Origin of the sequence: Amycolatopsis sp. Hca4, assembly GCF_013364075.1 — a bacterium.
Classification (GTDB): domain Bacteria; phylum Actinomycetota; class Actinomycetes; order Mycobacteriales; family Pseudonocardiaceae; genus Amycolatopsis.
Genome location: NZ_CP054925.1, coordinates 9,404,364 through 9,418,238, shown reverse-complemented (window position 1 = coordinate 9,418,238; position 13,875 = coordinate 9,404,364). Strand labels below are relative to the sequence as shown.

The 13,875-nt window shown below is 72.3% G+C and carries 16 protein-coding genes; 7 read left to right on the top strand and 9 right to left on the bottom strand.

Annotation, left to right across the window (positions count from 1 at the left end):
• Positions 1–181: 181 nt before the first annotated feature.
• Entirely contained in the window at positions 182–1,078 is an 897-nt protein-coding gene (locus HUT10_RS42970; protein WP_176176448.1) for a phosphatase PAP2 family protein, read from the bottom strand.
• 110 nt (positions 1,079–1,188) lie between these two features.
• On the opposite strand from HUT10_RS42970, the gene HUT10_RS42965 reads away from it, so the two are divergent.
• The 3 genes from HUT10_RS42965 to HUT10_RS42955 are packed head-to-tail and all read left to right on the top strand — an operon-like array spanning position 1,189 to position 3,769.
• Positions 1,189–1,881, top strand: a complete 693-nt coding sequence (locus HUT10_RS42965; RefSeq protein ID WP_176176447.1) for a response regulator transcription factor — start codon at positions 1,189–1,191, stop codon at positions 1,879–1,881.
• Complete coding sequence (locus HUT10_RS42960; protein WP_176176446.1) at positions 1,878–3,287, top strand: HAMP domain-containing sensor histidine kinase; 1,410 nt, start codon at positions 1,878–1,880, stop codon at positions 3,285–3,287. Before HUT10_RS42965 ends, HUT10_RS42960 begins: the two co-directional genes overlap by 4 nt.
• Complete coding sequence (locus HUT10_RS42955; RefSeq protein ID WP_254897268.1) at positions 3,284–3,769, top strand: hypothetical protein; 486 nt, start codon at positions 3,284–3,286, stop codon at positions 3,767–3,769. The genes HUT10_RS42960 and HUT10_RS42955 overlap by 4 nt, the downstream gene beginning before the upstream one ends.
• A gap of 30 nt (positions 3,770–3,799) precedes the next feature.
• On the opposite strand, the gene HUT10_RS42950 is transcribed toward HUT10_RS42955, so the two are convergent.
• Positions 3,800–4,390, bottom strand: coding sequence for an NADPH-dependent FMN reductase (locus tag HUT10_RS42950; protein ID WP_176176444.1), 591 nt, complete (start codon positions 4,388–4,390; stop codon positions 3,800–3,802).
• A gap of 98 nt (positions 4,391–4,488) precedes the next feature.
• Here HUT10_RS42950 and soxR point away from each other — a divergent pair, with 98 nt between their 5' ends.
• A complete protein-coding gene (soxR, locus tag HUT10_RS42945; RefSeq protein WP_176176443.1) occupies positions 4,489–4,971 on the top strand; it encodes a redox-sensitive transcriptional activator SoxR in 483 nt (160 codons plus the stop codon).
• 1 nt (position 4,972) lies between these two features.
• On the opposite strand, the gene HUT10_RS42940 is transcribed toward soxR, so the two are convergent.
• From HUT10_RS42940 to HUT10_RS42930, 3 genes are all read right to left on the bottom strand, one after another.
• The gene (locus HUT10_RS42940) at positions 4,973–5,482 is read right to left on the bottom strand and encodes a DUF664 domain-containing protein (RefSeq protein WP_176176442.1); all 510 of its coding nucleotides are present in this window, start codon (positions 5,480–5,482) and stop codon (positions 4,973–4,975) included.
• Positions 5,483–5,556: 74 nt separating this feature from the next.
• On the bottom strand, positions 5,557–6,147 hold the full coding sequence (locus HUT10_RS42935; RefSeq protein WP_176176441.1) for a hypothetical protein: 591 nt from the start codon (positions 6,145–6,147) through the stop codon (positions 5,557–5,559).
• Positions 6,148–6,149: 2 nt separating this feature from the next.
• A complete protein-coding gene (locus tag HUT10_RS42930; RefSeq protein ID WP_176176440.1) occupies positions 6,150–6,833 on the bottom strand; it encodes a hypothetical protein in 684 nt (227 codons plus the stop codon).
• Positions 6,834–7,078: 245 nt separating this feature from the next.
• Between HUT10_RS42930 and HUT10_RS42925 the strand changes: the two genes are divergently transcribed.
• Positions 7,079–7,822: an SDR family oxidoreductase gene (locus tag HUT10_RS42925; protein WP_176176439.1), complete on the top strand. Its 744-nt coding sequence runs from the start codon at positions 7,079–7,081 to the stop codon at positions 7,820–7,822.
• Here the strand turns inward: HUT10_RS42925 and HUT10_RS42920 are convergent.
• The gene (locus HUT10_RS42920) at positions 7,819–8,247 is read right to left on the bottom strand and encodes a DUF6314 family protein (RefSeq protein WP_176176438.1); all 429 of its coding nucleotides are present in this window, start codon (positions 8,245–8,247) and stop codon (positions 7,819–7,821) included. The genes HUT10_RS42925 and HUT10_RS42920 overlap by 4 nt on opposite strands.
• A 68-nt stretch (positions 8,248–8,315) precedes the next feature.
• On the opposite strand from HUT10_RS42920, the gene recQ reads away from it, so the two are divergent.
• Complete coding sequence (recQ, locus tag HUT10_RS42915) at positions 8,316–10,154, top strand: DNA helicase RecQ (protein WP_176176437.1); 1,839 nt, start codon at positions 8,316–8,318, stop codon at positions 10,152–10,154.
• Between the two features lies 1 nt (position 10,155).
• Here recQ and HUT10_RS42910 read toward each other — a convergent pair whose 3' ends face one another.
• Positions 10,156–10,380 carry an antitoxin gene (locus tag HUT10_RS42910; protein ID WP_176176436.1) on the bottom strand — a complete coding sequence of 75 codons (225 nt, stop codon included), beginning with the start codon at positions 10,378–10,380 and terminating at the stop codon, positions 10,156–10,158.
• A gap of 153 nt (positions 10,381–10,533) precedes the next feature.
• Here HUT10_RS42910 and add point away from each other — a divergent pair, with 153 nt between their 5' ends.
• The gene (add, locus tag HUT10_RS42905) at positions 10,534–11,532 is read left to right on the top strand and encodes an adenosine deaminase (RefSeq protein WP_176176435.1); all 999 of its coding nucleotides are present in this window, start codon (positions 10,534–10,536) and stop codon (positions 11,530–11,532) included.
• A gap of 56 nt (positions 11,533–11,588) precedes the next feature.
• Here add and HUT10_RS42900 read toward each other — a convergent pair whose 3' ends face one another.
• On the bottom strand, positions 11,589–12,956 hold the full coding sequence (locus tag HUT10_RS42900; RefSeq protein WP_176176434.1) for a VWA domain-containing protein: 1,368 nt from the start codon (positions 12,954–12,956) through the stop codon (positions 11,589–11,591).
• A complete protein-coding gene (locus HUT10_RS42895) occupies positions 12,953–13,834 on the bottom strand; it encodes a MoxR family ATPase (protein ID WP_176176433.1) in 882 nt (293 codons plus the stop codon). The genes HUT10_RS42900 and HUT10_RS42895 overlap by 4 nt, the downstream gene beginning before the upstream one ends.
• Between the last annotated feature and the right edge of the window lie 41 nt (positions 13,835–13,875).

The following is a 13,875-nucleotide window of genomic DNA, read 5'->3' as shown; positions in this document are numbered from 1 at the left end:
ATCTGGACGGTCGGTTCGCGTACCTGGAGGGTCGGTTCGCGTGATCAGAGGCGTAACTCACGTGATTGGGAACGGGACTCGCGTGATTGGGGACGGGACTCGCGTGATTGGGGACGGGACTCGCGTGATTGGCGGGGGTTCTCGCGTGATTGGGGAGGCTTCACGTGTGATTGGCGGGGCATCACGGTCGGCGGAGGAGGCGGCGGACCCGGGTTTCGGCCGGGTCGAACGCGACCCGGCGCAGCGGGCCGGTGAGCAGCAGCACCACGGCTACCGATGACAGGGCCGCCAGGACCAGCGCCGCCACGAACTGGGCCGCGCCCGAAGTGGCCGTCGAGAGGACCGCGTAGCCGGTCAGGATCAAGGCGAGCGGGGCCAGGAAGCCGGTGAGGGCCGGGAGCAGGGGGATGCGGTCACCGTCGGGGCGGCGGGCGGACACCACCGCCGCCCCGGCGCAGGTGACCGCGGCGACCAGCAGGCAGCCGCCGACGGTGTCGCTCAACCGGTGCCAGCCCAGCGCCACCGCCGCCGCCGAGACCCAGGCGACGCCGAAGCCGCCGAGCACCAGTGCCGGCCGCCGGAACCGGCGGGGCAGGACGATCGCGAGCGCCACCAGCACGGCCATCGCCGCGCTGACGTGCCCGCTCGGGAAGCTGTTGTGGCTCGCCACGCCGAACCGGTCGCCGGTGCTCGGGCGGTCCAGGACATAGAGCTTGAGCAGCTGGGCCACCACCAGCGGCGCGGCCAGCAGGACCAGCGCCGGCACCGCGAGGGCCACCCGCCGTCGCACCACGGAGAGCACCACGATCAGCACCGCGACGCCGCCGAGCACCACCACCAGGTCGACCTCGCGCAGCGGGGCCGCCCAGTCCACTGTGGTCCCCGCGGACTGGGCACTGCGGACGACGCCGTTCTCGACGCCGCGGCCGGCCTCCGTGCGGACGAAGAGCAGGTAGGCCGCGACGAACGCGAGGGCGAACCCGGCCGCGCTCGCCGCCAGTACCGCGGTGCGGGACGCGGCCCGTGAAACAGGTGCGGGCCGGGCTGCGGAAGGGGCGTCGGTGAGGATCACTGCCATGTCCCCGAGTCTGGAACGCGCTTTTCGGGATCCCGTCAGGGCGATGTCATGGTTTTGCAACAAGATCCGCCCGGGTCGCCATGACGTGCGCTTTTCCGAATAATGGCGCCGTGGCCGAGGTACTGGTGGTAGAGGACGACGCGGCGGTGCGGGAGGGCCTGCAGCTGGCCCTGCGCAGGCAGGGGCACGTGGTGCGGACCGCGGAATCCGGCGAGCTCGGCATCGAGGTGCTCGTGCACCACCGGCCCGACATCGTCGTGCTCGACCTGATGCTGCCCGGCATGGACGGCTTCGAGACCTGCCGCCGGATGCGGGCGGCCGGTCCGGTCCCGATCATCATGCTCACCGCGCGCAGCGACGACTTCGACATCGTCGCCGGGCTCGAGGCGGGCGCGGACGACTACGTCGCCAAGCCGGTCGAGCCGCGGGTGCTGGACGCGCGGATCCGGGCGGTCCTGCGCCGCTCGGCCGCCGACCGGCCGGGCGGGACGGCGACCGTGGCCGCGGAACGGCACGGCGACCTGGTCATCGACCGGGCCGGGCTCGAGGTGACCAAGCGCGGCGCGCCGGTGTCGCTGACCCCGACCGAGCTCAAGCTGCTGCTGGAGCTCTCGCGCACGCCCGGGCAGGTGTACAGCCGCCAGCAGATCCTGTCCGCCGTGTGGGACCACGACTACCTCGGGGACTCCCGGCTCGTCGACGCCTGCGTGCAGCGGCTGCGCTCGAAGATCGAGGACGTCCCGGCCAAGCCCGAGTACGTGCAGACGGTCCGGGGGTTCGGCTACCGGTTCGGCCGCTCGTGACGGCACCGCGGATCCGGTCGTGGCTCGCCGGGCTGCGGCCCCGGCTGGTCGCCGCCTTCGCGGTCATCATGATCCTCGGCGCCACGACCGCGGCGGGCACGAGCTACGTCTACGCGCGCCGGGCCATCCTGGAGGGCATCCAGGACCAGACCATGCTGAAGCTGCGCGACCAGATCGTGGCGTACCTGCCCACCCTGTCGCTGCCGCCGTCCCAGGCCACGCTCGACGCCTTCGCGACGGCGCTCAAGTCCAGCAACGCCCTCGTCGTCTACCGCGACCTGCACTCGACGTCCAGCCTTTCGCTCGACGACGTGCCCGCCGACCTGCGGCAGGCGGTGGGCGCCAGCACGAACATCCAGTTCCAGCGCGTCGACGTCCAGGGCTTCGCGCTCTTCTTCGTCGGCATCCCGGTGCAGACCCCCGGCGGCAAGCCGAGCGGCCTCGAGGTCTACGCGATGGCGCGGCTGACCGACCAGCAGGAGGCGATCGACGACCTGGCCCGCTACGCCTGGCTGTTCTCCGCGCTCGCCCTGCCGATCGCGGTCGGGGTCGCGCTGCTCGCGGCCCGGCAGGTGCTGCGGCCGGTGCGCGCGCTGAACACCGCGGCCAGCCAGCTCGGCCGCGGCCGGCTGGACGTGCGCCTGCGCGCGAAGGGCTCCGACGAGCTCGCCCAGCTGGTCACGACGTTCAACCACACGGCAGCGGAGCTGGAGCGCACGGTCGGCACCCTGCGCGCGATGGAGGCCGACGCGCGGCGGTTCGTCGCCGACGTCTCCCACGAGCTGCGCACGCCGCTGGCGGCGATGAACGCGGTCACCGACGTCCTCGACGAGGACGCCGAGCAGCTGCCGCCGGACACCGCGGTGGCGGCCCGGCTGGTGTCGGCCGAGACGCGGCGGCTGACCCGGCTGGTGCAGGACCTGATCGAGATCTCCCGGTTCGACGCCGGCCGGGCCGAGCTGCGCCGGGAGAGCCTCGACGTCGCCGCGGCGGTCACCGACAGCCTCGCCGCGCGCGGCTGGGAGCCGGGGACCGAACTGGCCGCCGACCTGCCGCCGGGGATCACCGCGCAGCTCGACCGGCGGCGGCTCGACATCGTCGTGGCGAACCTGGTCGGCAACGCGCTGCGGCACGGCGCGCCGCCGGTCGAGGTGGTGCTGCGGCAGGAGGCCGGTGCCGTCGTGCTGACCGTCACCGACCACGGGCCGGGGATCCCCGCCGACGTGCTGCCGCGGGTCTTCGACCGCTTCACCAAGGCCGACACCGCACGGGCCCGGTCCGAGGGCAGCGGCCTCGGGCTGTCGATCGCGCGGGAGAACGCGCGCCTGCACGGCGGCGACATCGTCGCGGTCAACACCGGGACCGGCGCCCGGTTCGAGCTGCGCCTGCCCCGGGAGCCGTGGTGAAGAAACTCCTCGTCCTCGCGGTGCTGCTGCTGGTGAGCGGGTGCGGCGTCAAGCCGACGCCGGTGGTCGCGGCCGGCCCGGCGCCCACGCTGCGCAACCCGGCGGACGACGGCAGCGGCACCGACGTGGTCCTCTACTACGTCCTGAACGGCAGGCTGACCCCCGTGACGCGGCCGCGCAGCCTGCCGGCCAGCGTCGAGTCCACCCTGGCGATGCTGATGGACGGCCCGTCCGCCGACGAGCGGGCGAGCGGCTACACGACCGAGCTGCCCCGCCGGACCGGCGCGATCACCCTGACGCACGGCGCGCCGCCGACGATCACCGTGCCGTTCCCGGTGCAGCCCCTCAGCGGCACCGGGATCAACCAGCTGGTCTGCACCGCCTTCGCGGCGCTGGTCGCCACGGGCGGGTACACGACCGACGGCACCCTCGCCGTCGTCGCCCCGGACGTCCGGCTGCCGTACCAGACGTGCCAGGCGTGAGCACCGTGTCGACTTGACGACCTCGGCGCCTCAGCCGGGGTACGGCCGCGCCGCCCGCGCCTCGGTGAGCGACCGCGCCCACCAGGCCAGCTGGTCGAGCAGCGCCTTCGCGGCGACTTCCGCGCCGGCGTCGTCCGGCCGTCCGTCGGCGCCGAAGCGGGTGTGGGCGCCGTGGAAGCTGACCGTCTCGCGGATGGTCACCGCGTGCAGCTCCGCGAAGACCGCGCGCAGGTGCTCGACCGCGCGCAACCCGCCCGAAATCCCGCCGTAGGACACGAAAGCGACCGGCTTGGCCCGCCATTCGGGCCCGTGCCAGTCGATCGCGTTCTTGAGGGAAGCGGGGTAGCTGTGGTTGTACTCCGGCGTGACGACGATGAAGGCGTCGGCGGCTTCCAGCCGTGGAGCCACCTTCGCGACTTCGGCGACGACCGTCGCGGACGGCGTGGCACCGAAGGCGGGCATCGCGAGCGGGAGGTCGGGCTCGGCGAGGTCGACGAGGTCGACCGCGAACCCGCCGTGCGCCTCCGCGACTTCCGCGAGCCAGTCCGCCACCACCGGCCCGAACCGTCCTTCCCGGACACTTCCGACGATCACCGCAACGCGGATCGGCGCTTCCGACACACTTCCTCCTTGACACGCAGGCGTTCTCGCTCTCGTGCCCAGGGTGGGACTTCAAGTTCACTTGAAGTCAAGGGTGCCGCTGTGGTTGGGTGTGCACCATGGTGAACGCCCCGGCCCGGCCGCTGCCCGACCTGACGGTCGGCGAACTCTCCCGGCGCAGCGGAGTCCCCGCCTCGGCCCTGCGCTTCTACGAGGACGAAGGTCTCATCCGCAGCCGCCGCACCGCGGGCAACCAGCGGCGCTACTGCCGGGACACGCTGCGGCGGGTGACGTTCGTCCGGATGTCCCAGCGGGTCGGCATGCCGCTGTCGAAGATCCGCGAGGTGCTGGCGCTGCTGCCGGACGACCGCACGCCGACCCGCACCGACTGGGCGCGCATCTCCCGCTGCTGGCAGGACGACCTCAACGCGCGGATCCGGCAGCTGGAACAGCTGCGCGACCAGCTGGACGACTGCATCGGCTGCGGCTGCATGTCGATGGCCAAGTGCCGGCTCGCCAACCCCGGCGACCGGCTCGGCGCGGGCGGCCCGGGGCCGCAGCGCCTCGCCGACCACCGCGAGGACGGCTGGGAAAACTGCTGAGCTAACCGCGTTCCAGCAGGCCGCGGACGTACATCGCCTGCCCGGCGTGCTGGGTGTCGTCGTCGAGGACGCTGATCAGGCGCACGCCCAGCGACACCGGCGGGTCCCACGCCTCGTCGACGATCCGGTCGAGGTCCTTCTCGCCGAGCCCGGCCACGAACCGGACGGTCTGCTCGTGCACGGCGTCGTAGTAGCCGGTGAGCAGGTCCGGGTCGTCGACGCGGACCGCCTCCACGTCGGCCGGGCGGTGGCCGTAGCCGGTGTCGCCCGCCGGGAACGGGAGGCCGAACCGGGACAGCCAGTCCTGGCCGGTCCACACCTGTTCCGTCCCGGCGACGTCGGCGACGTGGTCGTCCTGCACCCGGGTCAGGTGCCACACCAGCCAGGCGATCGAGTTGGCCTCGTCGTCCGGCCGGGTCCCGAGCTGCTTCGCGGTCAGTCCCCCGACTGCCGCGTGCACCGTGCCCTGGACCCGGCTGAACCCCTCGATGAGCAGATCGGCCACGTTCATCCGGCTGCCTTTCCTTCGCCGACTCCGTTTCCCGGCCGGACTACCCGATCATGCCCGCCGGGAAACGGCGTCCGCTACCGCGGCAGCAGCTGGTCGAAGAACGAGCGGTAGCGGCGCAGCGCGATGCGCAGCTCCTCGGTGGCCGGTTCGCCCTGCCGCCACTGGGCTTCCAGCTCGCTCTTGTGCTCGGCAAAGGTGGTGGCCAGCGCGCTGATCACGGCGGCGACGAGCTCGTCGGCCTGCTGGACCGCCTGCTTCGGGTCGTCGACGAAGCCGGTCTGGACGTTCTGCCAGCGGTCGCGGAACCCGGTGACCTTCTCCTGGTCGATCAGCTCCGGCGTCTCTACGTCGTCGTGCGAGGCGGCGGGCGTCTCGACGTCCCCGCCCGAGGCGGCGGGCGTCTCCACGTCGCCACCCGATTCCGCGGGTGCTTCGACGTCCCCACCGGATTCGGCGGGCGCGTCGCCGGCGTCGTGCCGCCCGGCCGAGGCCAGGTCGGCGGTGCTCAGGTTCTGGTCGTCGCCGGAGCCCGGCTCGCGGAAGTCGGCGTGGTCGTGCCCGGGGACGTCGGTGGCGCTGTCGCCGGTGTAGGCCTCGCGGTCGTCTTCACGCCCGGTCAGGTCCCGGTCGTCCTGGGTGTCGTGGCGCGTCAGGTGATCGGTCATGGTCAGCGTCCTCCGTTCGACTCGGTCCGCGGGGTCGCGGACGCCTGGCGCTCGGTCACGTGCCGGTCGGGCTCGTGCCGGTCGGTGTCCCGCCGTCCGTCGCGGTCGTGGTCGTGGCCGTTCCGGCGGTCGTGGTGGTCGTGGTGCTGCTCGTCGTCGGCACCGTCGGTCAGCAGGTCCTCGAACACGGTGCGGTAGCGCACCATCGCGTCGCGCAGGTCCTCAGTGGACGCTTCGTCGCGCTTCTGCTGGGTGGTGTGCGCGGCCCGGTAGTGCTCGAGGGTTTTGGCGTGCCGCACGGAAAGGTCGGCCACCTGCTGCTCGTAGCCCTCGGTCGGGTAGCCGCGTTCGGCCATCAGCGCGTTCAGCAGCTGCTCGGCCTCGGCGACCGCCGCGGGCGGCTGGTCGACGAACTTTTCCTGCACCTGGGCCCATTCCCGGGCGTAGCGCTCGCGCGCCGACGCCGAAAGCGGCCGGATGTCGAGCTCCTTGTGCCGGCGTTCCCGCTCGGCCAGTTCGCGTTGCGCGGCACGAGGGCTGTCCTTCTCCGCGACCGTCCGGTCGTACTCCGGACCGAACCGCTGCTGCAGCCGTTTTCGCTGCATTTCCTGTGTCACCAGCCAGATCACGGCGCCGAGCACCGCGACGGCCACGACGACGATCAAGACGATCAGCCATGTGGGCATCGCTCAAACTCCTTCAAGGATGTCAAGCCCCCGATGCGAGCGGTGTTCCCGGATTACCGGCGCGGAAAACGGGCAGAGGCCGCCCTACCCTGCGGATTCGGCCGTCCGGCGGCGTCGGTACGGCCGGATGCCCTGCCCCGTCGCGGGGAGGGTGACGCCGGTGACAGTGTGCGGCTAGCAGCGTTACCAGGATAGTAGTATCGTCGATAACAGACTGAGCAGAACGGAACCGGAAGAAGGCACCGATGAGCACCCCCACCGAACCCCGCGTCGCGATCGTCACCGGCGGCTCCCGCGGCATCGGCCGCCAGGTCGCCGAGCGCCTGGCGGCCGACGGCATGGCGGTCGTCGTCAACTACGCGGGCAACGAGAAGGAGGCCGAAGCGGCCGTCGACGCCATCACCACGCGTGGCGGCCGGGCGATCGCAGTCCGCGCCGACGTCGCCGACCCGGCCGCGGTCGCGGCGCTGTTCGACACCGCGGAACGCACGTACGGCGGTGTGGACGTCGTCGCCCACCTGGCCGGCGTGATGAACCCGCCGACCCCGATCGCCGACATCGACTTCGACGTCCTCGACCGCGTGCACCGCACCAACATCCGCGGCACGTTCGCGGTGGCCCAGCAGGCCGCGCGGCGGGTGCGCGACGGCGGCGCGGTGATCACCACCTCGACGTCGGTGCTCGGGCTGAACCTGCCCGGCTACGGCGTCTACAACGCGACGAAGGGCGCGGTCGAAGCCATCACCATGATCCTCGCGCGCGAGCTGCGCGGCCGCGACATCACCGTGAACACCGTCGCGCCCGGGCCGACCGCGACCGCGCTGTTCCTCGACGGCAAGGACGAGGAGACGATCACCCGGATGGCCAAGCAGCCGCCGCTGGAGCGGCTCGGGCAGCCGGAGGACATCGCCGAGGTCGTCGCGTTCCTCGCCGGCCCGGCGCGCTGGGTGAACGGCCAGGTGCTGCGCGCCAACGGCGGCATCGTCTAGCGGGTGAACCGGCTGACGATGACGTGGTCCTTCGACGGCCCGCGCACGGCCCACTCCTGCCGCCAGCGCGCGGCGCCGGTCACCCGGTACTCGCCGCGGTAGAGGTCGGCGCGGCAGGGGTGGTCCGCCGTCCAGTGGCCGTCACGCAGGTCGAGGTCGTGGAAGAAGCCGCCGTGGTCGAAGTGGACCGCCGCGCGGCCGGGGCCTGCCGGGCGGTAGTGCAGGGTCCGCGTGACCGGCCCGACGTGGCCGCCGAGGCGCAGCTCGCCCTCTTCGTGGTAGACGAGGACGCCGCCGGTTTCAGTGAACGTGGCCGTGCCGGTGACCTCGCCCGCCGGCTCGCCGTCGGCGGTGCGGATTTCCCGGTCGAGGCGCCAGGCGCCGCCGAAATACGCGGTGAGATCGGGAACCGGCCAGTACTGCACCCGCCCCATTCTGCCACCCGCGGCGGGGCGGGCCGGAACTGTCGGACCCCCGCTCTATAGTCGGGCGGGTGGCAGAGACCGACCTCGCACCCGCGTCCGACGCGCTGGAGACCCTCCGGCGCGTGTTCGGCTACGACAGCTTCCGCGGCGACCAGGCGGCGATCGTCGAGCACGTGATCGCCGGCGGTGACGCGCTCGTGCTGATGCCCACCGGCGGCGGGAAATCGCTGTGCTACCAGATTCCCGCGCTCGTGCGGCCCGGCGTCGGCGTCGTCGTCTCGCCCCTGATCGCGCTGATGCAGGACCAGGTCGACGCGCTGCGCAACGCCGGTGTCCGCGCCGGTTTCCTCAACTCCACCCAGGACTACGCGGCGCGGCAGGAGGTGGAGTCGGCGTTCCTGAACGGCGACCTCGACCTGCTGTACCTGGCGCCGGAACGGCTTTCGGTGGAATCCACCGTGCGACTGCTCGACCGCGGCAAGATCTCGCTGTTCGCGATCGACGAAGCGCACTGCGTCGCCCAGTGGGGCCACGACTTCCGGCCCGACTACCTCCAGCTCTCCGCCCTGCACGAGCGGTGGCCGGAGGTGCCGCGGATCGCGCTGACGGCGACGGCGACCGAGGCCACGCACAAGGAGATCTCCGCCCGGCTGCAGCTGGACGAGGCCCGGCACTTCGTCGCGAGCTTCGACCGGCCGAACATCCAGTACCGGATCGTCGGCAAGAACTCGCCGCAGCGGCAGCTGCTGGAGCTGCTGCAGACCGAGCACAAGGGTGACGCGGGGATCGTCTACTGCCTGTCGCGGAACTCGGTGGAGAAGACCGCGGAGTTCCTGGTGCAGAACGGGATTCCGGCGGTGCCCTACCACGCGGGGCTCGACGCGCGCACCCGCGCGAAGCACCAGTCGCGGTTCCTGCGCGAAGACGGGCTGATCGTCGTCGCGACGATCGCGTTCGGCATGGGCATCGACAAACCGGACGTCCGGTTCGTCGCACACCTCGACCTGCCGAAGTCGGTCGAGGGCTACTACCAGGAAACCGGGCGGGCGGGCCGCGACGGCCTGCCCTCGACCGCCTGGCTCGCGTACGGGCTGCAGGACGTCGTCCAGCAGCGCAAGATGATCGAAACGTCCGAAGGCGATGATGCCCACCGGCGGCGGCTGGGCGCGCACCTGAACGCGATGCTCGCGCTGTGCGAGACGGTCGAGTGCCGCCGGGTGCAGATCCTCAACTACTTCGGGCAGGCGGCCGGGCCCTGCGGCAACTGCGACACGTGCCTGAACCCGCCGGAGAAGTGGGACGGCACGATCCCGGCGCAGAAGCTGCTCTCGACGGTGGTGCGGCTGCGCAACGAGCGGCGCCAGAAGTTCGGCGCCGGCCAGATCATCGACATCCTGCTGGGCAAGTCCACGCCGAAGGTGACGCAGTTCCAGCACGACACGCTCAAGACGTTCGGCATCGGCACCGAGCTGCGCGAGCCCGAATGGCGGGCGGTCGTCCGCCAGCTGCTCGCCCAGGGCCTCCTCGCCGTCGAAGGCGACTACGGCTCGCTCGTGCTCACCGAAGCCAGTGCCGAGGTGCTGGGCGGCGATCGCCAGGTGCTGCTGCGCCGCGAACCCGAGCGGGCGGCCGCCGCCGCGAAGGTCCGCAGCACGCGGAAGGCCGCCGCGGCGGTGGAGATGCCCGCGGAGGCGGCGCCGCTGTTCGAACGCCTGCGGGCCTGGCGGGCCGGCGTCGCGAAGGAACAGGGCGTGCCCGCCTACGTCGTCTTCCACGACGCGACCCTGCGCCAGATCGCCACGCAACGGCCGGCGTCGCTGGCGGATCTGGGCACGGTCAGCGGCGTGGGCGAGAACAAGCTCGCCAAGTACGGCGAGGGATTGCTGGAGGTCCTGACCGCCGGGTGACCTACCGGCCGGTGGCCGTCCCCGGGTGGCCCGGCTGCCCGGTCACCGAGTTGACCTTGCGCACCGCACCGGCGATCTGGTGGTGGTACTTGCCCTTGGTCTTGTCGTCGACGAACTTCGCCGCCTTGCCGACGACCTGGTTCACCTTTTCGGGGTTCTTCTTCGCGTAGGCACGAGCCGCGCCGGCAGCGCCGGCCAGCATGGTCAGCTTCTTCATCAAAGGCACGGTGGCCCTCCCTTGTCGGTTGCGGTCATCCTGACAACGCGGACGAACCACCCGGAGGTTCCCCGTGTGACGGGGCCCAAAACCTGAGCCCGCCGCGGCCGGCCCCGGAAATTGCCGCGCGGATCGCCACCGGGCGGCCCTAGGCTCGCGCTCATGCGCGACCTGGCCGCCCTGCCCAAGGCCCACCTGCACGTCCACCTGGAAAGCACGATCCGCCCGGACACGCTCCGTGAGCTCGGCGAGGCGAACGGCGTCGCCGTACCGGGTGAACCTCCGGTGTTCGACGGCTTCCGCGCCTTCGCCGACCACAACGCGCTGATCCGGTCGTGCCTCCGGCGTCCCGAAGACTTCGAACGCATCGCGCGCGAGTACTGCGAGGACGAAGCCGCCCAGGGCACGCGCTACGCCGAAGTCACCTTCACCGCGGCCTCGCACGGGGAACGCCTGGGAGACCTCGAAATGCCGCTGCAGTCCGTCCTCAAAGGACTGGCGGACAGCGGGGACCTCGAGTGGCGGCTGCTGCTCGACCACTCCCGGCGCCGGTCGGTCGAACGCGCCGAGCGCACCCTCGACCTCGCCCTGAAGTACGACGAAGTCTTCGCGATCGGCATGGCGGGCGAGGAAAACCACTCACTGCGTCCGTTCGCGACGCTCTTCGAGAAGGCCCGCGCGGCGGGGATCCACCTCCTGCACCACACGGGCGAGGACGCCGGGCCGCACAGCATCCGCGAAGCCCTCGAAGTGGGCCGCACCGAACGGCTCGGGCACGGCATCCGCGTCCTGGACGACCCTTCGCTGGTCGCCGAGGTGCGCGAGCGGGGCCTGGCCCTGGAGGTGTGCCCGTCGTCGAACGTGACGCTGGGGCTGGTGCCGTCCCTGCCCGAGCACCCGCTCCCCCGCCTGCTCGACGCGGGCCTGACGGTCACGCTCAACACCGACGTCCCGTCGGTCACCGGCGCCGCGCTGGCCGAGGAGTACGCCAGGGTGCGGGAAGCCTTCGGCTACGACGACGCGGCGATGGCGGACTTCGCCCGCGCGAGCGTCACGGCGTCCTTCGCGCCCGAAGCGACCAAAAAGGCCATCCTGCGCGACATCGACGCCTGGCTCACTGTGCCGATCGTAACTAATCCGGCCACAGTCACGGCCGAATGACTTCATAGCAACGGTCACGTGCCGCGTGGGGGGCGGCCTACTTTTGGCCGGATTAGCTACACCGGCAGCAGGCGGGTGACCAGCGTGCCGAGCTGGTGCACCGTGCGGCACTCGTGCATCTCGACCACCTCGGCGTACTCCAGCGCCGCCGAGTCCCCCGTGGACCACAGCGACCGCCGCTCGGGGTTCAGCCAGTAGACGTGCCGGGCGCGGGCCTTGATCTCGCGGACGGCGGCGAGGTTCGGGTCGCCGCCGTTGGTGCGGGCGTCGCCGAGGATCAGCACCGACGTCCGCGGGCCGACCGCCTCCAGCCAGTTCTCGGTGAACTGGCGCAGGGAGCCACCGTAGTCGCTGTGGCCGTCCCAGCGCACCAGCGCGGCTTCGGACAGCATGCGCGCGCCCAGCTGCTCGGGGTCGGCCGCGCCGGTGGTGACCAGGTGGGTGACCTCGTCGGCGCTGTCGACGAAGGCGAACACGCGGATCTTGCTGAACTGGTCGCGCAGCGCCTGCACCAGCAGCATGGTGAAGTTCGCGAACCCGGCCACCGAGCCGGAAAGATCGCACAGCAGCACGATTTCCGGCCGTCCGGGCCGCCGGTGGCGGTAGGCCGGGCGCAGCGGGACGCCGCCGGTCGAAAGCGACCGCCGGAGCGTGCGCCGCAGGTCGATCCGGCCGCGCGTCCGGCGGCGGCGCCGCGCGGCCAGGCGCGTGGCCAGCTTGCGGGACAACGGCTGGATCGTGCGGCGCAGCTCGGCGAGCTGGGCGCGGCTGGCGATGAGGAAGTCGACGCGGTCGGCCGCGGGGGCGATGGCGTGCTTGGCGACGCGTTCGCGGCCGCGGACCTCGGCCGCGCGGCGGCGCGCCTCCGTGCGGACCTGCCCGCGGAAGCCCTCGACGCGGCGGCGGATCTCGTCGCGGTCGAGCCGGTCGGTGAACTCGCCGCGCGCGCCGCCGCCGCGGACCGCGGCCAGCACCCGCGCGATCAGCGTCTGCGGCTGGAGCCGCTCCAGGGTCTGGTGGGCGGAGAAGCCGCCGCCGGGTCCGGACGCCGAGCCGTACTGGCCCAGCATGTCGACCGCGAGGCCGGCCAGCTGCGACAACGCCTGCTGGTCGCCGTCGGCGAGCGCGGCGGCCAGCTCTTCGCGCAGTTCTTCCAGCGTTGTCGGCTGGTCTTCGCGGGCCCGTTCGGGAGCGCCGACACCCGCCGGGAAGTAGAGGTCGAACGCGGCGTCGAAGACCGCGCGCTGCCCGCCGCGGCGGACCAGTGCCGCGGCCAGGCCCTCGCGGACCAGTTCCCGGTCGTCGAGGCCGAGCACCTCCAGCGCGGCGGCGGCGTCGACCGTCTCGCTCGGCCCCGCCGGGATGCCCTGGGCGCGCAGCGCCTTGACGAACGCGGCGAGCCGCTCCGGCACGCCGCCGGTCACGACGCGTCCAGGACCTGTTCGAGCTGCAGGCCGGCGCTCGCCTTCGCGATGTCGTCCTGGTGCTTGAGCACGACGCCGAGGCTCTCCCGCACGACCCGCTCGTCCAGCGTGGCCGCCCCGAGCGCGAGCAGGGTGCGCGCCCAGTCGATCGTCTCCGCGACCGACGGCAGCTTGCGCAGGTCCATCGCCCGCAGCGCGGCGACCACCCGGACGACGGAATCGGCGAGGGCGGCGTCGATCCCGGGCACCTTGAGCCGCACGATGTCGCGCTCGAGGTCCTCGTCGGGGAAGTCGATGTGCAGGAACAGGCACCGGCGGCGCAGCGCCTCGGACAGCTCGCGCGTGGCGTTGGACGTCAGCACGGCGAACGGCGCGCGGGTGGCGGTGATCGTGCCGAGCTCGGGCACGGTGACCTGGAAGTCGCCGAGCACCTCCAGCAGGAGGCCCTCGACCTCCATGTCGGCCTTGTCGGTCTCGTCGATCAGCAGCACGGTCGGCTCGTCGGAGGAGATCGCGGTGAGCAGCGGGCGGCGGAGCAGGAACTCCTCACCGAAGATGTCCGTGCGGGCCTGCTCCCACGTCTCGTCGCGGCCGGCGGTGATCCGCAGCAGCTGCTTCGCGTGGTTCCACTCGTACAGCGCGCGGGCCTCGTCGATGCCCTCGTAGCACTGCAGGCGCACCAGCCGCGAGCCGCTTACCTGGGCGACGGCCTTGGCGAGCTCGGTCTTGCCGACGCCGGCCGGGCCTTCGACCAGCAGCGGCTTGCCGAGCCGGTCGGCCAGGAACACGGTGGTCGCCACCGCCGTCGAGGCGAGGTAGCCGGCCTCGGCCAGTTTCGCCGACACGTCGTCGACGGAAGTGAAGAATCCGGTGCCCACCACTGACCTCCTAAGCGGTCGCTCACCAGGAGCGTACCCGA